This window comes from Bacillus sp. GW823-FHT06A11, from assembly GCF_058795355.1.
This window is the reverse complement of the sequence record NZ_JBXAHS010000008.1, coordinates 84,745-103,920: the sequence shown is the minus strand read 5'-3', so window position 1 is coordinate 103,920 and position 19,176 is coordinate 84,745. Positions and strand designations below refer to the sequence as shown.

General features: G+C 35.5%; 17 protein-coding genes. 7 read left to right on the top strand and 10 right to left on the bottom strand.

The window, feature by feature from the left end:
* The first annotated feature begins 1 nt into the window (after position 1).
* The 3 genes from AC1Q8L_RS26310 to AC1Q8L_RS26300 all read left to right on the top strand — a co-directional run bounded on the left by AC1Q8L_RS26310 (position 2) and on the right by AC1Q8L_RS26300 (position 4,439).
* Entirely contained in the window at positions 2–1,531 is a 1,530-nt protein-coding gene (locus tag AC1Q8L_RS26310) for a cardiolipin synthase (protein WP_000743035.1), read from the top strand.
* 127 nt (positions 1,532–1,658) lie between these two features.
* Positions 1,659–2,552 (top strand): ATP-binding protein, encoded by an 894-nt coding sequence (locus tag AC1Q8L_RS26305; protein WP_000892992.1) that lies wholly within the window; start codon positions 1,659–1,661, stop codon positions 2,550–2,552.
* A 3-nt stretch (positions 2,553–2,555) separates the two neighbouring features.
* Positions 2,556–4,439 (top strand): vWA domain-containing protein, encoded by a 1,884-nt coding sequence (locus tag AC1Q8L_RS26300; RefSeq protein WP_001248879.1) that lies wholly within the window; start codon positions 2,556–2,558, stop codon positions 4,437–4,439.
* 37 nt (positions 4,440–4,476) lie between these two features.
* On the opposite strand, the gene AC1Q8L_RS26295 is transcribed toward AC1Q8L_RS26300, so the two are convergent.
* From AC1Q8L_RS26295 to AC1Q8L_RS26280, 4 genes are all read right to left on the bottom strand, one after another.
* Positions 4,477–4,899 (bottom strand): NUDIX hydrolase, encoded by a 423-nt coding sequence (locus tag AC1Q8L_RS26295; protein ID WP_001189939.1) that lies wholly within the window; start codon positions 4,897–4,899, stop codon positions 4,477–4,479.
* Entirely contained in the window at positions 4,886–5,428 is a 543-nt protein-coding gene (pyrE, locus tag AC1Q8L_RS26290; RefSeq protein WP_000417032.1) for an orotate phosphoribosyltransferase, read from the bottom strand. Before pyrE ends, AC1Q8L_RS26295 begins: the two co-directional genes overlap by 14 nt.
* A gap of 112 nt (positions 5,429–5,540) precedes the next feature.
* On the bottom strand, positions 5,541–6,506 hold the full coding sequence (locus AC1Q8L_RS26285; protein WP_000723124.1) for an L-threonine 3-dehydrogenase: 966 nt from the start codon (positions 6,504–6,506) through the stop codon (positions 5,541–5,543).
* Positions 6,507–6,550: 44 nt separating this feature from the next.
* On the bottom strand, positions 6,551–7,741 hold the full coding sequence (locus AC1Q8L_RS26280) for a glycine C-acetyltransferase (protein ID WP_000095904.1): 1,191 nt from the start codon (positions 7,739–7,741) through the stop codon (positions 6,551–6,553).
* Positions 7,742–7,954: 213 nt separating this feature from the next.
* Here AC1Q8L_RS26280 and AC1Q8L_RS26275 point away from each other — a divergent pair, with 213 nt between their 5' ends.
* Positions 7,955–8,686 carry a class I SAM-dependent DNA methyltransferase gene (locus tag AC1Q8L_RS26275; RefSeq protein ID WP_000885964.1) on the top strand — a complete coding sequence of 244 codons (732 nt, stop codon included), beginning with the start codon at positions 7,955–7,957 and terminating at the stop codon, positions 8,684–8,686.
* A 28-nt stretch (positions 8,687–8,714) separates the two neighbouring features.
* On the opposite strand, the gene AC1Q8L_RS26270 is transcribed toward AC1Q8L_RS26275, so the two are convergent.
* The 3 genes from AC1Q8L_RS26270 to AC1Q8L_RS26260 are packed head-to-tail and all read right to left on the bottom strand — an operon-like array spanning position 8,715 to position 11,608.
* A complete protein-coding gene (locus tag AC1Q8L_RS26270) occupies positions 8,715–9,536 on the bottom strand; it encodes an ABC transporter ATP-binding protein (RefSeq protein ID WP_001167953.1) in 822 nt (273 codons plus the stop codon).
* A gap of 12 nt (positions 9,537–9,548) precedes the next feature.
* Positions 9,549–10,607 (bottom strand): FecCD family ABC transporter permease, encoded by a 1,059-nt coding sequence (locus AC1Q8L_RS26265; RefSeq protein WP_000760059.1) that lies wholly within the window; start codon positions 10,605–10,607, stop codon positions 9,549–9,551.
* The gene (locus AC1Q8L_RS26260; protein WP_000925211.1) at positions 10,604–11,608 is read right to left on the bottom strand and encodes a FecCD family ABC transporter permease; all 1,005 of its coding nucleotides are present in this window, start codon (positions 11,606–11,608) and stop codon (positions 10,604–10,606) included. Before AC1Q8L_RS26260 ends, AC1Q8L_RS26265 begins: the two co-directional genes overlap by 4 nt.
* Before the next feature lie 172 nt (positions 11,609–11,780).
* On the opposite strand from AC1Q8L_RS26260, the gene AC1Q8L_RS26255 reads away from it, so the two are divergent.
* Both AC1Q8L_RS26255 and AC1Q8L_RS26250 read left to right on the top strand, forming a co-directional pair.
* A complete protein-coding gene (locus AC1Q8L_RS26255; protein WP_001010277.1) occupies positions 11,781–12,749 on the top strand; it encodes an ABC transporter substrate-binding protein in 969 nt (322 codons plus the stop codon).
* Between the two features lie 380 nt (positions 12,750–13,129).
* Complete coding sequence (locus tag AC1Q8L_RS26250) at positions 13,130–14,479, top strand: peptide MFS transporter (protein ID WP_000338315.1); 1,350 nt, start codon at positions 13,130–13,132, stop codon at positions 14,477–14,479.
* A 37-nt stretch (positions 14,480–14,516) separates the two neighbouring features.
* On the opposite strand, the gene AC1Q8L_RS26245 is transcribed toward AC1Q8L_RS26250, so the two are convergent.
* Positions 14,517–14,696 (bottom strand): acid-soluble spore protein H, encoded by a 180-nt coding sequence (locus tag AC1Q8L_RS26245; protein ID WP_000382679.1) that lies wholly within the window; start codon positions 14,694–14,696, stop codon positions 14,517–14,519.
* 191 nt (positions 14,697–14,887) lie between these two features.
* Complete coding sequence (locus AC1Q8L_RS26240) at positions 14,888–15,175, bottom strand: ArsR/SmtB family transcription factor (protein ID WP_000081428.1); 288 nt, start codon at positions 15,173–15,175, stop codon at positions 14,888–14,890.
* 818 nt (positions 15,176–15,993) lie between these two features.
* On the opposite strand from AC1Q8L_RS26240, the gene AC1Q8L_RS26235 reads away from it, so the two are divergent.
* Entirely contained in the window at positions 15,994–17,613 is a 1,620-nt protein-coding gene (locus AC1Q8L_RS26235) for an L-lactate permease (RefSeq protein ID WP_000109093.1), read from the top strand.
* A 39-nt stretch (positions 17,614–17,652) separates the two neighbouring features.
* Here AC1Q8L_RS26235 and aspA read toward each other — a convergent pair whose 3' ends face one another.
* Positions 17,653–19,086: an aspartate ammonia-lyase gene (gene aspA, locus AC1Q8L_RS26230; RefSeq protein WP_000562125.1), complete on the bottom strand. Its 1,434-nt coding sequence runs from the start codon at positions 19,084–19,086 to the stop codon at positions 17,653–17,655.
* Between the last annotated feature and the right edge of the window lie 90 nt (positions 19,087–19,176).

Below are 19,176 nucleotides of genomic sequence, written 5' to 3'. Positions count from 1 at the left end.
AATGAAGAAGCCTATCGTTCAATTACTATTAATATTTACAATTGTATCTATCGTTCTGTTCCTATTAAATACATCGTATATCTCGTTATATACATTTGTCGGTGCTCTATGGTCCATCACAATCGTAGGAATTTCATTCGTTATTTTTATAGAAAATAGATCTCCACAAAGTACATTAGCATGGTTTTTAGTATTAGCACTTCTTCCTATTATAGGTGTGCTTTTATACGCTATTTTTGGACGCAGCCGCTGGAGAAGAAAAAAACATCTCCATCGTTCAGAAGAACAAAGAAAATTATTCCGTGAAATATTAGAAGGAAGAAGACTAGAGTTATTACTCACAGTCCCACTAAATGAACGTTCCTTACATTTAACAGAAGTCATACAAAAATTTGGAGGCGGTCCTGCCGCAGATAAAACAACTACAAAACTTTTAACAAACGGAGATCAAACATTTTCAGAAATTTTGCGAGCTATAGAGCAGGCAAAACATCATATACATATTCAATACTACATTTATAAATCTGATGAAATTGGTACAAAAGTTCGAGATGCTTTAATACAAAAAGCAAAAGATGGTGTTATTGTACGCTTCCTTTATGATGGCCTTGGAAGTAATACGTTAAGAAGACGATTTTTACAACCTATGAAAGAAGCTGGGATTGAAATTGTAGAATTTGACCCTATTTTTTCAGCTTGGTTACTTGAAACTGTCAATTATCGTAACCATCGAAAAATTGTTATTGTAGATGGAGAAATTGGTTTTACCGGAGGACTCAATGTCGGTGATGAATATCTTGGCCGTTCAAAGAAATTTCCTGTTTGGCGTGATAGTCATTTAAAAATAGAAGGAAAAGCATTATATAAATTACAAGCAATCTTTCTAGAAGACTGGCTCTATGCCTCTAGTGGTTTAAATACTTATTCCTGGGATCAATTCATGAATAGACAATACTTCCCAGGTAAAGAGATTTCAAATGCAGAAGGTGCTGTTCAAATCGTAGCCAGCGGACCAAGCTCCGATGATAAAAGTATTCGTAATACATTATTAGCTGTTATGGGCTCTGCAAAAAAATCAATTTGGATTGCTACACCCTACTTTATTCCAGATCAAGAAACTTTAACATTATTACGCTTAAGTGCAATTGCCGGAATAGATGTACGGATTTTATATCCAGGTAAAAGTGATAGCATCATTAGTGATCAAGCATCTCAATCCTATTTCACTCCGCTTTTAAAGGCTGGTGCTTCTATTTACAGTTATAAAGATGGTTTTATGCATGCAAAAATTGTACTCGTTGATGATACAATTGCAACTATTGGAACAGCAAACATGGATGTACGTAGCTTTGAATTGAATTACGAAATTATTAGCGTACTTTATGAATCAAAAACAGTTCACGATATTAAACATGATTTTGAAGAAGACTTTAAACATTCAACTGAAATTAAATGGAACTCTTTCCAAAAAAGAAGTATAAAAAAACGCATATTGGAGTCTTTCATGAGGCTCATTTCTCCTTTACTGTAAGCAATCAACTTCATCTTGATTGCTTTTTCTTTTCCCTTTATCCTCCTTCCTTTTCTTTGCATACCATATTAAAACAAGTTATCATAAGATGTATTACTTTATGAAAATAATGTTAGGTGGGAAATACATGTTAGAACAATTTCATATACATTCTGATTTAAAACAACAGCTTTCTACGATTCATGAAAAGAATAAACAAGAAGCTGGTGAAAATGCACATTTAATCGGAACGAAAATATATAAAGCGTCTGATAATAGCATTATTGAAGATGCGATTACAGCACTTCTTCTTGGCAAGAACATTCTATTAAAAGGACCGACTGGTAGTGGTAAAACAGTACTAGCGGAAACTCTTTCTTCTTTATTCCAAAAACCAATGCATAGCATTAACTGCTCTGTCGACTTAGATGTAGAAGGTATTTTAGGATACAACACACTACAAACGAACGATGGTGCATCTGAAGTTTCATTCGTTAACGGTCCTCTTATGAAAGCAATGAAGAACGGTCACTTCCTATATATTGACGAAATCAATATGGCAAAACCTGAAACTTTACCGCTACTTCACGGCGCATTAGATTACCGTAAAATGATCACAAACCCATTTACACAAGAGGTTGTATACGGTGATGACGAATACCGTGTAATTGCTGCGATTAACGAAGGTTACGTTGGAACAAGTGAACTAAATGAAGCATTAAAAAACCGTTTCGTTATTATTGAAGTTCCTTACATTCAAGGTGACACATTAAAAGAACTATTATTAGCAGAATCAAAATTAAATGATGTTGCAACAATTGAAAAGTTTGTTGCATTTGCAAGCGACCTTATGCCTTTAGCTCGCGATGGACGTGTAAGTGAAGAAGCAGCAAGTATTCGTGGTATTATCGACGCATGTGATTTAGGTGTATATATTCCTGTTATGCGAGCGATTGAACGAAGCATAATTGCAAAACTTAATGATGAAACAGAACAAATGACTGTCCGTGAATTAGCAGAAAGTTATTTCTTTGAGGGATAATTTATGAGACAAATTTTTAGTGACAAAAAAATTGATGCGTCGCTGTTTCTACAAATGGAAAACTTAATGTATGCCCTTCTAAAAGAAGACGATGCCTATCTTGAATATGGCTATAAAGCATACTACGACGAAATTGAAAAGAAAGTTGTCATTAGTCACTTTTGGGATGATCGAAAAGAAGAAGATACAGTAATCGGATTAAAAAGCGAAGTGTTCTTAAAAGCACTTGGTAATAAACATTACTCGGACATGACTTTAATTCGTTCTTATGCAATTGAATTGCAAGAATCGCCCCTAAGAAAGTTTTTAACACAATTATTTGTTCTATTAGAAGATTTACGCGTTGAGGAAATCGTAAAGAACTTACGTCCTGGCACAAAGCATGTTTTTAAACGCCGAAAAGAAATGTACCGCAATTACTTCGGCTCCCAAAATGAAATAAACCGTGTTCGTAATTATCACGCTGATCGTCTATTTTGCCTATGCTATCTTTCATTAACGAGCGATAAATATGAAATGTTTAATAATGAATATTTCGAGCAAATTGAAGCGATTTTACATGAAACATTCCAAGCACGTAATACAGAAGATATTATGTATATCGTTGAGAAAATTCGCTATCGCTTAGAGGCGCTTCTTGAAAGTGATATGCTTAACAACTATTTCGGACATGCTCCACTTTACTTATCTGTTCTTGCAGACGAAAAGAACTGTCGCGTCGAAGATTTAGCAAATGATGATACGCAGCTTATAGATGACGATGAAAATAAAAACAAAATGGATGAAAGTTTCTCCACATGGCATCGTGAAAATAAAAATAACGAAAACGAGAACTTTTTACGCTTTGAATTAGAAAGCGGAACAAAAACAAACATGATGGGCGATACTGCTCGTGAATCAGAAGATGGCGACCAAGCACTTGGTTCTGTACAAGGTACTTCTCAAAAAAGTACACAATCCAACTTTGATGGCGCTGATACAGAAGAAGCAAGGGCTTCACACGCTTCTAGCCAGCACGACGGTGCATATGGGAAGTATAATGTAGGTGCTTCTCATACATTTAAAGAAGCTCGCAAAGTAAATATTGATGAGAAAAAAGATTACCAAGCTATCAAATCAGTCGTCAATAAAGATGTAAAAGAATTAAAGAAAATTATCGAAAAAACGATTGAAAATAAAACGAATGCGAATAGTGATAAATATTACGGAAGACTTCGTAAGAAATTCCTCCGTATTTATACCGAAAAACAACCGCGGATGTTTTATAAAAAAGGACAAGAGTCACAAGAACTCGATGTTGCATTCCAACTGTTAGTTGACTGTTCTGGTTCTATGTATAACAAAATGGAAGAAACGAAGAAGAGTGTTGTACTATTCCATGAAGCTTTAAAATCTTTAAAAATCCCGCACGCTATTAGCGGATTTTGGGAAGATGCCTCTAGCGCTAAACCTGAAGATAAGCCGAACGTTATCCATGAAGTTGTAAATTATAAAAACTCAACGTTACCAAACGTTGGTCCAGAAATTATGCAACTTCGTGAAGAAGAAGATAACCGCGACGGATATATTATTCGTATCGTTTCTGAAAAGCTTGCCAAAAGACCTGAGAAACATAAATTCTTACTAGTCTTCACAGACGGTGAGCCTTCTGCGCTAGACTATCAACAAGACGGAATTTTAGATACGCATGAAGCTGTTAAACTCGCGCGTAAAAGTGGTATGGAAGTAATCGGTATCTTCATCGAAGAAGGCGAAGCGAAAGAAGCAACTTATCAATTGATGAAAAACATTTATAACCATCACTTCTTAGTTGCAAATCACGCTGAAGATTTACGTCTAAAGATTAAACCACTATTGAAAAAGTTATTACTGAAGACGATTGAATAGAAAATAGGAGCCTTGTGGCTCCTGTTTTTTCGTTCAATTACTTTGTTTCTGGTTGAAACTTGTATGGAATGGCTACTTCTAACAAAGATTCAAATCCTCCGTCATAGTATGGGAAGCGCTCATTCGCAATTGTTCGACCCACCCACTCTATTGCAGAAATTTCACCTTCATCTTCCGCAATAAGTTCACCTTTTACTACATTCGCTCGGAATGTAAAAAATAGTGCATGATTCCCTGATTCTTCAAAGAATTTTTCATTGATCGCAACAAGTCCACCTAACGCAGCAGTTAAACCTGTCTCTTCTTTCACTTCTCTTATTAGTGCTTCCTCTAATATTTCACCTTTTTCCACAGCCCCGCCTGGCAATGACCAAACGTTTTGTTCTACATTATGTACCATTAATATTTTATCTGTCTCTTCGTCATGTATTAGTGCATATACGACATCAACTCTTTGCATGTTGCATTTCCCCTTCAATTAACTCATCCATTGTAAATAAGGAGTGCAACTGCAATCCATCTTCTAATAAGTTATCTCTTCCTTCTTTTGTTCGTTCAATCACACCTAGAACATGATTAACTTTCGCACCTAGTTCTCTTAAATCTTTCGTGCTTAATAATATTTGACCGCCTGTCGTAATGACATCTTCAACAACACAAACATTTTTCCCAGCAATATCAACACCCTCTGCCAACTTACATGTGCCGTACTTCTTCGCTTCTTTTCTTACAAATACGACTGGTATACCTGTTTGTAAAGATAATGCCGTTGCTACTGGAATTCCTCCCATCTCTAAACCAGCGAGTGCTTCTGTATCAGGAGGAATGAGCTCTTTCAACTGTTTAGTAATTTCTAATAACAGTACTGGATTAGATTCAAATAAGTACTTATCAAAGTATTGATTTGATACTTGTCCTGATCGAAGTTTAAATGTTCCCGTTAAACGTGACGTATTGTAAATTTCCTTTGCTAACTCCCATTTCTCCATTCCTTGTCTCCCCTTTACACACAAATTAACTCATTCTATCACATTTGTAATTATTTGCATATTCCCAAAATACAAATAAAAAGAGTCGATTCCTAAGAATCGACCCTTCCTATTAATTCATCACTAACTCAGCTGCAAGCTTTTTTTTTAACTTAGCCAGCATGTCAGTTGTCATTTTATCTAAATCGTATTCTGCTTTGAAGCCCCACTCTTTCATTGCTGCTGTTGCGTCAATAGAGTTTGGCCAGCTATCAGCGATTGTTTGACGAGCTGGATCTACTGCATAATCCATTGTAAACGTCGGAATGTGTTTACGAATTGACGCTGCAATTTGCTCTGGCTCAAAGCTCATTGCTGTAATGTTAAATGCATTTCTATGCACTAGCTTACTTGGATCAGCTTCCATTAATGAAATGATCGCTTGTAAAGCATCAGGCATATACATCATGTCCATGTACGTTCCTTCAGCAATGTATGAGGTGTATGCACCTTTTTTAATCGCCTCATAATAAATTTCAACTGCATAATCAGTTGTTCCGCCTCCTGGAGGAGCTACGTAAGAAATTAAACCTGGGAAACGGACACCGCGCGTATCTACGCCAAATTTTTGATGATAATAATCACACAGTAATTCTCCCGCTACTTTGTTTACCCCATACATCGTAGTAGGACGTTGAATTGTATCTTGCGGTGTATTATCTTTTGGCGTTGATGGACCGAATGCACCGATAGAACTTGGCGTGAAGAACTTACAGTTTAATTCACGAGCTGCTTCTAGAGCATTTACAAGTCCACCCATATTTAGGTTCCATGCAAATAGCGGATTTTTTTCTGCTGTTGCTGAAAGTAAAGCTGCTAAATGAATAATTGTATCTACTTCATTACGCTTTGCGATATCATGTAGTTTTTGTCCATCTGTTACATCTAACGTTTCAAATGGACCAGACGTTACTACTTCACTATCTGTTTCACGAATATCTGTTGCAATAACATTTGATGCGCCGTATACATCACGAAGTTTCATTACTAGTTCAGAACCAATTTGCCCTAAAGAACCGGTTACTAGAATTTTTTTCATTTTCCCCACTCCTCATTTGCAAGCTATTCAAAAGATGTCGTTACTTAAATGATGCCCATTTCTTTCCCTACTTTTTCATACTTACAAATTGCTTCATCTAACATTTCTTTCGTATGAGCTGCTGTAGGCATATTACGAACACGACCTGTTCCTTTTGCTACAGTTGGGAACACGATAGATTTTGCGTATACGCCTTCTTCATTTAGACGTTTACTAAATTCTTGTGTTAATACTTCGTCCCCAATAATACAAGGTGTAATTGGCGTTTCACTTTCCCCAATGTTAAAGCCAAGTTCTTTTAACCCTTGTTTTAAATAGCGACCGTTTTCCCATAGACGATCATGTAACTCTGTGCTTTCCATTAAGATTTCAATTGATCTCATGCAAGCTGCCGCATCAGCTGGTGTTAATGCTGTAGAGAATAAGAATGGACGTGAACGAACTTTTAACCAGTCAATTAAGTTTTGTTTCCCTGCTACATATCCACCAATTACCCCAATTGCTTTTGATAATGTACCAATTTGGAAATCAACTTTATCAGAAAGACCGAAGTGCTTTACAGTTCCTGCACCTTTTCCAAGTACACCTGAACCGTGTGCATCATCTACGTATGTCATTAAATCTAACTCTTCTGCAATCTCAACAATTTCTGGTAGTTTTGCAACATCTCCATCCATTGAGAAAACACCGTCTGTAATTACCATTAATTTATTGTAAAGACCTGATTCTTTCGCCGCGATTGCTTTTTGGCGTAAATCTTCCATATCAGAATGTTTATAAACAATAATTTTTGCTTTTGATAGACGACTACCGTCAATAATAGATGCATGATTTAATTCGTCTGAAAGAATCGCATCATTTTTATCCATAACAGCTGAAATCGCTGCCATATTACAGTTAAATCCTGATTGATAAGCAATTGCTGCTTCTGTATGTTTAAACTTTGCAATTGTTTCTTCTAACTTAATATGCAAATCTAAAGTACCGTTAATTGTACGAACAGCCCCTGCTCCAACACCGTACTTATGAATAGCACCAATTGCTGCTTCTTGCAAACGGCTATCTGTTGCTAATCCAAGATAGTTGTTTGAAGATAAGTTAATATATTCTTTTCCGCCAATTGTAATGATTGGTCCATTCGAACTCTCAAGCGGATCAATTACGTTATAAAGCCCCTTTGATTTTAAATCCTCTAAATTTTCTTCTAAAAATTTCGCAAGTGTTTTACTAGACATTGTGAAGCCTCCCATCGTTCATGTAAGCGGATTATTGTCTTAATAGTTCTAATAATCCCTCTACTAGCTTAACACGTTTTCAGAATTTATTATAGAAAAATAGTTTAAAGTAACCGCTTACAATTCTAGATTATATATGATTCATTACAATAAATCTATCATTTACTTTTCATATTTGATAGAATTAAAAAAATATTTAGGGAGGCTTCAAACATGGCATTTACAGAATCTGATGTATACAATAACACAGCATTTTTCGAACAATATATGAAACGAAAATACCGAGAAAATAGCCCAAATGAATCCATTGAAAAACCAGTATTCTTTCAGCTCATTGGTCATGTGCAAGGAAAACAAATTCTCGATTTAGGCTGTGGTGATGCTAAGTTTGGTGCGGAATTATTAGAAAAGGGATGCTACTCTTACACCGGCATTGAAGGCTCCGAGCTTATGTATGGAAAAGCTAAAAAACAACTAGAAAATAAAAATGGATCTGTTCATTTTTTAAACCTCAAAGATTATACCTATCCCTCTTCCACTTTTGATTTAGTAACCTCTAGACTCGCCTTACATTATATTGAACATCTTGATATCATTTTTCAAAATGTGTTTCAAACTTTAAAAACAAATGGCACCTTTATCTTTAGCGTTCAACATCCCGTTATTACTTCTTCATTTGAAAGCTTACAAACAAGTGGTAAAAGAACGAGTTGGCTCGTCGATGATTATTTTAAACTAGGCAAACGGGTTGAACCATGGATTGACCAAGAAGTTATTAAATATCATCGTACAACGGAAGAGTATTTCACATTATTACAGCAAGCTGGATTTACCATTACATCATTAAAAGAAGCTACACCAAATCCAACCTATTTTCAAGATGAAGAAGAGTATAAACGTCGCTTACGTATTCCTCTCTTCCTCTTATTTTCTTGTACCAAATAAAAAAAACGATGACTCACTCATCGTTTTTTTATCTCATTGCCTGAGCAACTTCTTTAACTACACGTCTTCCTCTTCCGTGAGGGATACAAAGCGGTGTTCCAAACAACGGATCCGTACTAATTTGACACTCCATTCGGAATACATCACGTACTAGTTTCTCATCTACCACTTCTTCAGGTTTACCTTGTGCATATATTTGTTTATCTTGAATTGCTACAATGTTATCTGCATAGCGGCATGCTAAATTCAGATCATGTAATACCATAACAATTGTTCTTTGTTCTGTTTCATTTAATTCGAATAATAAATCTAGCACTTCAATTTGGTGAGTCATATCTAAGTATGTAGTTGGCTCATCCAGTAAAATGATATCTGTATCTTGTGCAAGTGTCATTGCGATCCAAGCACGTTGACGCTGCCCACCTGAAAGAGCATGCACATCACGCTCAGCAAATTCTGTCATACCTGTTGCTGCAAGTGCCTTCTGTACCATTTCCTCGTCTTTTTCTGACCATTGCTTCAGCCATGTTTGATATGGATAGCGTCCTTGCTTTACAAGTTGTAATACTGTAAGTCCTTCTGGTGCTTGTGGTCCTTGCGGTAAAATCGCCATTTGACGAGCAATTTGCTTCGTTTGCATACTTTGAATTGCTTGATTATCTAACAAAATATCACCATTTGTTGGCTTTAATAATCTGGCTAGTGAACGTAATAAAGTTGATTTCCCGCAACCGTTAGAACCGATAAAAATTGTAATTTCTCCTTTTGGAATTTCTAAGTTCAGCTCATCAATAATAATTGTTTCACCATAAGACAACGTCAAGCGTTTCGTCTCCAATGCTTTTTGCATATTCATCTCCCTTTATGAATTCCGACTTTTATAAAGTAAATAAATGAAATAAGGTGCACCAATTGCTGATGTAAATACCCCTGCTGGAATTTCAAGTGGTGTAAAAATTGTACGCCCTATTAAATCTGCAGCAAGTACTAGAATTGCACCGACAATAGCTGCAACTGGGAGTAATGCACCGTATAAAGAACCAACTAATCTTCGTGAAATATGAGGTGCCATTAAACCGACAAATCCAATCCCTCCGGCAAAAGCTACCGCACCACCAATTAAAGCTGTACTAAGTAATAACATAAATACACGCGACTTCGTTAAAGGAACCCCAAGTCCTACCGCTATATCATCCCCTAGCTCTTGTGCATTTAAATGCCTAGCTGCGATAAATGATATTACTGTTAAAATGAGAACCCAAGGCGCAAGTACCATAACATTTTGCCAAGAAGAGCCGTAAACGGTACCCGTAATCCATACATTCGCTTGGCTCGCTTGATAAATTGGTGCTAGCAACATAAATAATGTTGTCGCCGCCTTCGTTAATGCCCAAAATCCAACACCAATTAAAACGAGACTAATTGGTGATAATCCATCATTTTGCCATGCAAATAAGTATACAAAAACCGCTACAATCGTTGCTCCTGCAAAAGCTGCGAGCGGCATATAATGAATACTTACCGTTAGTGCATTATTTTTATCACTAAATAACGCTAAAAATAATACAACTGCGACACTTGCCCCGCCCGTAATCCCGATGATATCAGGAGAAGCAAGTGGATTTCGAACGAGCCCTTGTAAAATACAGCCCGCTACCGCAAGCGCAATTCCTACGAGGATAGCAATTAAAATACGTGGCATACGAAACTTATTTACAACCATATTTGACATTGCATCGCCATTTCCGGTAATTGCTTGCCATACGTCATAAGGAGCAATTTTCATGTCTCCCATACCTGCGCTCGCAAAGAATAATCCTATTAAAACAACTAGTAAACTTAACAAGACGAGACAAGCTCGTTTATACATTAAAAACGAGAGCTCGCCTTTTCCTATACGAAACGGAATATATTTCTTCATTTGCTAAGCCCTCTCTTACGTGCAATATAAATAAAGAACGGTGCTCCAATAAATGCTGTCATAACTCCTACTGGTACTTCTTGTGGCATAATGACATATCTTGCTGCTATATCAGCCAATATTAGTAGTATTGCACCTAACAATCCGCTATAAGGCACTCTCCATCTGTGGTCAACTCCAACAAGAAATCTAGCAAAATGCGGAGTAATAATTCCAATAAATCCAATTGGGCCAGCAACCGCAACTGAACCACCAGACAATAGTACAATAATAAGTAACACGAATGATTTCATTAAAATTGTTCGTTGTCCAAGTCCTTTCGCGACGTCTTCTCCCATCATCAATGTATTTACTTTCCCTGCCATCATAAGAGATGCAATCCATCCTATTAATAAATATGGGAATACAGATTGTAAAATTTCTAACTTTCTCCCTTGCACAGATCCGGCAAGCCAAAATAATACCTCTTCAAGCGCTTTTTCATTTAACACAAGTAATCCTTGTGTTAATGATGAAAATAACGCACTAATTGCGACCCCTGCTAACGTTAACTTAAGAGGAGTAGTCCCTTCTTTTCCTAAAGAACTAGAAGCAAATACAAGTACAGCGGCAACCGCCGCTCCTAAAAAGGCAATCCATGTGAAAGCTGATAATGATGTTACTGAAAAGATTACAATTGCTACAACTATGAAGAACGCAGCACCTGAATTTAATCCAATAAAATCTGGAGAAGCAAGTGGATTCTTAGTTAAAGTTTGCATAAGACAACCCGCGATGGCTAAACTAGCACCAACACTTGCTGCTATAAGTGCCCTTGGAAGGCGCACATTTTGAATAATAATATGTTCATTAGAACCATTAAAATGGAAAAAAGCATCTAGCGCTAATTTCCAGCTCGTATTTGTATATCCGAAAATAATACTTCCCCAAATACAAATAACGACTGCAATGATTCCAACAAATAATCCAATCCATTTTGCTTGATTTGTTTTTAATAACATGCAGCGTTTCCCCTTCAATGTATAATGATACGTTGTAAGTGTATTTCAACTTAATTCTTATTGTCAACGGAAATGAGAATTATTTTCAACCATATGTATTGACAATCAAAAGATAAAGGCTTAATATCATGCTTGCTATTGAAAAATATTCTCAACATGTAGGGGGTACATAATGAATTTCATGCGGAAAAAATCGTTTACAGTATTTGTATTTTTACTAGCATTTTCAATGCTTTTAAGCGCTTGTGGAAAATCAAATAACAAAGAAGAATCTACAAAAGAAGATAATAAAAAAGAAGTGGTTACTGTAGAACATGCAATGGGTAAAACAGAAGTTCCTGCTAATCCAAAACGTGTAGTTATCTTAACAAATGAAGGAACTGAAGCTTTACTTGAATTAGGTGTGAAACCAGTTGGTGCTGTAAAGTCTTGGACTGGTGATCCATGGTATCCACATATTAAGGATAAAATGAAAGATGTAAAAGTTGTTGGTGATGAAGGACAAGTTAACGTTGAAACAATTGCTTCTTTAAAACCAGACTTAATTATCGGTAACAAAATGCGTCACGAAAAAGTGTACGAACAACTAAAAGCAATTGCACCTACTGTGTTCTCAGAAACATTACGTGGGGAATGGAAAGATAACTTCAAATTTTATGCAAAAGCATTAAATAAAGAAAAAGAAGGTCAAAAAGTTGTAGCTGATTACGAATCACGTATGAAAGATTTAAAAGGCAAACTTGGCGATAAAGTAAATCAAGAAATCTCTATGGTTCGTTTCATGCCTGGTGATGTTCGTATTTATCATGGCGATACATTCTCTGGTGTTATTTTAAAAGAACTTGGATTTAAACGTCCTGGAGATCAAAACAAAGATGATTTTGCAGAGCGTAACGTATCTAAAGAGCGTATTTCTGCTATGGATGGTGACGTATTATTCTACTTCACATTCGATAAAGGAAATGAGAAAAAAGGATCTGAACTAGAAAAAGAATATATAAACGATCCTCTATTTAAAAATTTAAATGCCGTAAAAAATGGTAAAGCATACAAAGTCGACGATGTTATTTGGAATACAGCTGGCGGTGTAATGGCTGCTAACCTATTACTAGATGATATCGAAAAGCGCTTTGTTAAATAATTTCATTCTAACCAGCTCTCTCTTTGATGGAGCTGGTTTTTTCATTTCACTGAAGTGTCACATTATTTCATTTTGTATTTTTATTCCCAATATGTTATATTATAAAAGTAAATAAAATATTTTTTCTCTATATCAGAATAAATATTTTAATCTAAATTTTCTGATTAATCACTATTTTATTTTCTTTTAGAATTCAATTATTACATTTGAAAACGCTTATCATCTCGTTTTCAGGGCAAAATACAGTAACGGTTGAAGAAAAATAGAACTTTTTTAGAAATTTTCTTTCTATTTCCATATAATTCTATTGACTTCTAAATATTTTGTAAATTAAAATGATTACATAAATATCCGTTATACAGGATTAGGGGGAAACAAACATGGATGCAGCTTTAAAATTAGACAAAGCTGGAGAGCAACAATCACCAAAAAAACATCCACCAGGGTTATACTTGTTGTTCTTTACAGAGGCATGGGAAAGATTTAGTTATTACGGAATGCGTGGCTTATTAGTTCTTTATTTAACAACGAGCTTAGTAAGCGGCGGTTTAGGATTTGATAAAGCAGTTGCAGTTCAAATTTACGGTATTTTCACAATGCTTGTATATTTCACACCTATTATTGGTGGTTGGTTAACTGACCATTTCATTACGAAGCGACATGCCATTACTATTGGTGGTATCATTATGGCGCTTGGTAACTTCGTACTATTTTCAATGAATACGAAAACTGGACTATTTTTAGGATTAGGATTATTAGTTATCGGTAACGGATTCTTCAAACCGAATATTTCGACTTTATTAGGTCAATTATATAGCGACAACGATTCTCGTCGTGATAGTGCCTTCACTATCTTCTACATGGGGATTAACTTAGGAGCTCTTATCGCTCCATTCATTTGCGGGTACTTCGCAGATTATAGATACGGTTTCTTAACAGCTTGTATCGGTATGATTATTGGACAGATTGCATTTAACTTATTAGCACCTCGTTACTTAGGATCAGCTGGAACAACAGTTGTGGGTAAAAAATCTAAAGAACAAAATGCAAAAGCTGTTGAGAAAAAACCTTTAACACCACAAGAGAAAAAACGTACTGTTGCAATTTTAATTTTAACTTGTTTCGTTGTATTCTTCTGGGCAGGCTTTGAACAAGCTGGTAGTTCTTTAACACTTTACACAGATAAGTTCGTAGATCGTACAATTGGTGGATTTACAATTCCAACACCTTGGTTCCAATCTGTAAACCCACTATTCATTATCTTACTAGCATTACCTGTTTCTGCGTTATGGATTAAGCTTTCAAAAACAAAAAATGGTGATTTAAAAATCCCAACAAAAATGGCATTAGGTATGATTTTACTAGGGATTGGATATTTAGTTCTAACTTTAGCTGTTTTAAAAACTGGTAGCGATGAAGGTAACATTACAATGAAAGCAAACTTACTATTCATTGTATTCACTTACATGTTCCACACAATCGGTGAGTTATTCTTATCACCAATCGGATTATCTATGGTAAGTGCAATCGCTCCTGTTAAATTAGCATCATTATTAATGGGTGTATGGTTAGCTGGTACTGGCTTCGCAAACTTATTAGCAGGACAATTAGCCGCTTTCACTCAATCTTTAGGATATTTAGAAGTATTCGCAAGCATCGGTATTATCGTAATTGTACTGGGATTAGTACTTCTTATGTTCTCTAAGAAAATTGCACATATGATGGAATAACAAAAAGACGCTTCTAAAATTAGAAGCGTCTTTTTTATTATTTCTCCTCTAAAGCTGTCACGTCCACATGAACGCTCTCACCAGGATTAGATACATCATACACTTGAGCACTCCCCTTCTGCTCATCACAGCTCTCAATCCATACTGGTACGCCCTCATATGTAACGTCAATTCTACTTGAAGAAGATAAGATTTGTTTCACACGTTTCACATCCATACTAATATCCCTCCTTTTGCTTACTACACTCCTTTCTATTTTTTCTTTTCCTTTTAGAATATATTCCGTAAAGCAGCATGTTGATTGATAGTCATTTCTTCCTCACATGCTAATATTTACTCTCTCGCTACCTTTCCGACAAATAAAAAAAGACGTATATTCTACACGTCTTTTTCCATAATATTCAAATTTTAAGAAAATAATGTTTTTACTACCGCACTTACTTTATCATTATGGATTTGGTAATACACTTCTAATCCTCGTCTTTCAAAGCGCACTACTTTATTTTGCTTTAACTTCGTTAAATGTTGTGAAACCGTTGATTGCGGAATTTCTAATACTTCCTGTAGTTGTGTTACATTACATGTTCCTCTTTGCATAAGTTCCATTACTAGACGTAGACGAAGTGGGTGAGCTAACGCTCTTAACATTTGTACATCTTCTTCTGAAATACGACATTCGAATTGATTTTGGCTCATAAAGTTCCCCTCATTTTCGTTTTTATTTGCGTTTTTATGTTCTTTTTATTTATTTATATATCTGTTCTTATATTTCCTGTTACGACATAACTTTATCAACCTATAAAGCCGAAAAATTTTTCCATTTTCATCAACAAAAATTCAGGAAAAAATCCTTGTTGATTTTGAATATTATACTATATGATATAACGAAAAAGCAAAATAATGGCCTACGAATACTTTGCTTGCAAACGTTGTTTTATCAGGCTTTTTGTTATATTTTCACCTCATTGAAATGCACAGTAACGGTATTGTAAAATACCGTCTATAATTGATAACCTATCGTAATGTAGCTGAACTATACTTAACCTCTTTGTTACGCTAAAAGGAATTTTCAGTAAAAAGAGATGATGTGGTATTAAAAATTTGTTTCTAATTTTTTATTCGTATTGCAAGCGGTTGGACTGTTGTGCCAAACTTCCTATTAAATCTACTCACCATTCCTCCCTCACTAGATCAAACAGGACAGATCAGTTCATATATCAAACTTTATACTCGATATAAAAGATGCATCTAATATACGCCTATAAGGAACATGCCATCTGAATAAGCAAAATAATATGCAAATAACTTATACAGCACACTTAAATTCATTTGAGTGTGTTTTTTGTCTACTTTATGAACAAAGCTTTTCTTTTAACACTATTATGGAATAATTATACTTTTTTACGTTGACAATAGTGTTGAAGGAGAATATACTAAGCATGTAAGTTGATTGTGAATAGTTTCACAAATAATGTGAATTTCTTCACATATAATAGATAGGAGTTGTCATTATTATGAGTACTTGGACACAAATTTATGACCCATTAAACAATATTTGGCTATCTGCACTAATCGCAGCACTTCCAATCTTTTGTTTCATCATTTGTTTAATGGGATTCAAAATGAAAAGTTACATGGCTGGTCTTTATAGTGTGATTGTCGCTATTATCCTTGCAATATTTGTTTATAAAATGCCAGCAACAGTAGCTGTAGCATCTGCCGGATTCGGTGTTTTATCTGGATTTTATCCAATTTGTACTATCGTTATCGCCGCAATTTTCCTTTACAAATTAACTGTTAAAACAGAGCAATTCAATATTATTCGCGATAGTATTTCAAGCATTACAAATGATCAACGTTTACAAGTATTATTAATCGCTTATTCTTTCGGTGCTTTCTTAGAAGGCGCAGCTGGTCTAGGGGTTCCAGTTGCTATTACAGCTGCACTACTTGTAGGTATGGGATTTAACCCATTAAAAGCAGCAGGTATTTGTTTAGTAGCTAATATCGCTGGTGGTGCTATGGGTGCTATGGGTATTCCAGTTACAGTACCAGCACAATTAACTGAACTTGACGCATTAACTATCGGTCGTCAAACTGTTCTTATTTTACCTTTCATTAGTATCATCTTACCTTTCTTACTTGTTTCAATGGTCGATGGAATTAAAGGTATTAAAGAAACTTGGCAAGGTATTCTTGTAAGTGGTGTTTCTTTCGCAATTACTCAATTCGCTGTAACTTACTTCTTAGGTGCAGAACTTACTAATATTTTCGCAGCCGTTGTAAGTATGATTGCTCTTGCATTATTCTTACGTGTTTGGCAACCAAAATCTTCTACTAAAGAAGAAAAACAAGAAACTAAAGTATCACATACATTCAATCAAATTTTATATGCTTGGTCTCCATTCGTATTCTTAACTGCATTTGTAACAATCTTTAACTTAAAACCGATTAAAGCTTTATTTGCTCCAGATGGTGCGTTAGCGAACTTAGTATTTAACATTCAGTTCCCTGGTCTTCATAATGCTGTTATGAAAACTACACCAATTACAAAAGCTGATACACCTTTCGCAGCTGTTTTCAAATTCGATGTATTCTCTTCTACAACTACTGCGATTGTACTAGCAATTATCGTTTCACTTATCGTTTACCGCGTAAAAGGTAAAATGGTTAAAGAATTAATGATTGAAACAATGAAAGAATTAAAAGCTCCAGTATATACAATTTGTAGCGTTATCGCTTTAGCTTACGTAGAGAACTACTCTGGTATGTCATCTACACTTGGACTTGCATTCTCTTCTACTGGTAATGCATTCCCAGTTCTTTCTCCAATCTTAGGATGGATTGGCGTATTCATTACAGGTTCAGTAGTTTCAAGTGGTTCTTTATTCGCACCACTTCAAGCAGTAACAGCAGACCAGTTAAACATCGTTCCTTCTACACTCGTTGCCTTAAACGTAGTAGGTGGTACAATGGCAAAAATGGTTTCACCACAATCTGTAGCAGTTGCTTGTGCCGCAGTTGGACTAGTTGGGAAAGAATCTGCTCTATTTAAAACAGCAATGAAATACAGTTTAATCTTCTTAGCTGTTATTAGCTTACTTCAATTAAACGCTGTATTTAATATCTTTTAAAAATAAAACACCGATCCAAATGGATCGGTGTTTTTCACATTACATTTTTTTATTTTTTAATAAAGAAGCTCCAGCAATTTCAGGGTGAGTCATTTCGAATGGATCTAAAATAATATCCAATTCCTCTTCTGTCAGTACACCATGTTCTAAACATAACTCCCTAACAGATTTTCCTGTTTCAATTGCTTCACGTGCAATACGAGATGCTGCTTCATAACCAATATGAGGATTAACTGCTGTAATAATTCCAACACTTTTCTCAACATATTGCTTCAGCAATTCTTCATTTGCTGTAATTCCTTCAATACAATATTCACGGAATACACGGAATCCATTATTCATAATACTTATAGATTGAATTAAATTAAATACAAGCACAGGCTCCATTACGTTTAACTCTAATTGTCCTGCTTCTGATGCTAAGCAAATTGTATGATCGTTTCCGATTACTTGGAATGCGACTTGGTTAATCACTTCTGCCATAACTGGATTTACTTTACCTGGCATAATCGATGAACCCGGCTGACGTGCTGGCAATTGAATTTCAGCTAACCCAACACGTGGACCAGACGCCATAATACGAAGATCGTTTGCAATTTTAGACATGTTCATCATACATACTTTAAGTGCTGCAGATACTTCTGTGTATGCATCTGTATTTTGCGTTGCATCAACTAAATGCTCTGCACCAACAAGTGGGAATCCACTAAACGTTCTTAAATGTTTTACCACTTGTTCAATATACGTAGGATTTGCATTTAATCCTGTACCAACAGCTGTCGCCCCCATATTCACTTCATATAAATGTTGACGAGACTGTTTAATTCTTTTTATATCACGCTCAAGCACTCGGCTATACGCTTCAAATTCTTGTCCAAGGCGAATTGGAACTGCATCTTGTAAATGTGTGCGTCCCATTTTAATAACGTGATCAAACTCTTTTGCTTTTTTACGAAAAGCAGAATGAAGTGCTTCCATTGTAATAAGAAGCTCTTCTAACATCATAAGAGTTGCAATATGAATCCCTGTTGGAAACGCATCGTTCGTTGATTGGGCCATGTTCACATGAGTGTTTGGACTAATTTTCGCATACGCACCTTTTTCATACCCCATACGTTCTAACGCTCTATTCGCAATTACTTCATTTGTATTCATATTAATAGAAGTTCCGGCTCCGCCTTGAATAGGATCCACGATAAATTGATCATGAAACTTTCCATCAACAATTTCTTGCGCTGCTTCTGCAATTTCATGTCCAATGTCTTTAGCTAAATAACCAGTATCTATATTCGCAAGTGCCGCCGCTTTTTTCACGATTGCCATTGCTGTAATGAGTGATGGATGAATGCGATATCCTGTAATTGGGAAGTTTTCTACGGCACGTAATGTTTGTACACCATAATAAGCTGCATTTGGTACTTCTTTTTCACCTAAAAAATCTTTTTCTATACGTATATCCTTCGTTGCTATCATTTTTATCACCTATACTTTTTCATTCTAAATCCTTATCCAAAAAATCCGCCCTCTAAAAACACGAGTATCATTCAGAAGAATTTTTCAGTA

Excerpts from the sequence above, each read along its gene's own strand:
- AC1Q8L_RS26245 (WP_000382679.1), bottom strand. The coding sequence starts at position 14,696 with ATGGATGTGAAACGTGTGAAACAAATCTTATCTTCTTCAAGTAGAATT.
- AC1Q8L_RS26300 (WP_001248879.1), top strand. The coding sequence starts at position 2,556 with ATGAGACAAATTTTTAGTGACAAAAAAATTGATGCGTCGCTGTTTCTA.
- AC1Q8L_RS26255 (WP_001010277.1), top strand. The coding sequence starts at position 11,781 with ATGAATTTCATGCGGAAAAAATCGTTTACAGTATTTGTATTTTTACTA.
- pyrE (WP_000417032.1), bottom strand. The coding sequence starts at position 5,428 with ATGGAGAAATGGGAGTTAGCAAAGGAAATTTACAATACGTCACGTTTA.
- AC1Q8L_RS26240 (WP_000081428.1), bottom strand. The coding sequence starts at position 15,175 with ATGAGCCAAAATCAATTCGAATGTCGTATTTCAGAAGAAGATGTACAA.
- AC1Q8L_RS26250 (WP_000338315.1), top strand. The coding sequence starts at position 13,130 with ATGGATGCAGCTTTAAAATTAGACAAAGCTGGAGAGCAACAATCACCA.
- AC1Q8L_RS26285 (WP_000723124.1), bottom strand. The coding sequence starts at position 6,506 with ATGAAAAAAATTCTAGTAACCGGTTCTTTAGGGCAAATTGGTTCTGAA.
- AC1Q8L_RS26270 (WP_001167953.1), bottom strand. The coding sequence starts at position 9,536 with ATGCAAAAAGCATTGGAGACGAAACGCTTGACGTTGTCTTATGGTGAA.
- AC1Q8L_RS26235 (WP_000109093.1), top strand. The coding sequence starts at position 15,994 with ATGAGTACTTGGACACAAATTTATGACCCATTAAACAATATTTGGCTA.
- AC1Q8L_RS26295 (WP_001189939.1), bottom strand. The coding sequence starts at position 4,899 with ATGCAAAGAGTTGATGTCGTATATGCACTAATACATGACGAAGAGACA.
- AC1Q8L_RS26310 (WP_000743035.1), top strand. The coding sequence starts at position 2 with ATGAAGAAGCCTATCGTTCAATTACTATTAATATTTACAATTGTATCT.
- AC1Q8L_RS26305 (WP_000892992.1), top strand. The coding sequence starts at position 1,659 with ATGTTAGAACAATTTCATATACATTCTGATTTAAAACAACAGCTTTCT.
- AC1Q8L_RS26280 (WP_000095904.1), bottom strand. The coding sequence starts at position 7,741 with ATGTCTAGTAAAACACTTGCGAAATTTTTAGAAGAAAATTTAGAGGAT.
- aspA (WP_000562125.1), bottom strand. The coding sequence starts at position 19,086 with ATGATAGCAACGAAGGATATACGTATAGAAAAAGATTTTTTAGGTGAA.
- AC1Q8L_RS26265 (WP_000760059.1), bottom strand. The coding sequence starts at position 10,607 with ATGAAGAAATATATTCCGTTTCGTATAGGAAAAGGCGAGCTCTCGTTT.
- AC1Q8L_RS26260 (WP_000925211.1), bottom strand. The coding sequence starts at position 11,608 with ATGTTATTAAAAACAAATCAAGCAAAATGGATTGGATTATTTGTTGGA.
- AC1Q8L_RS26275 (WP_000885964.1), top strand. The coding sequence starts at position 7,955 with ATGGCATTTACAGAATCTGATGTATACAATAACACAGCATTTTTCGAA.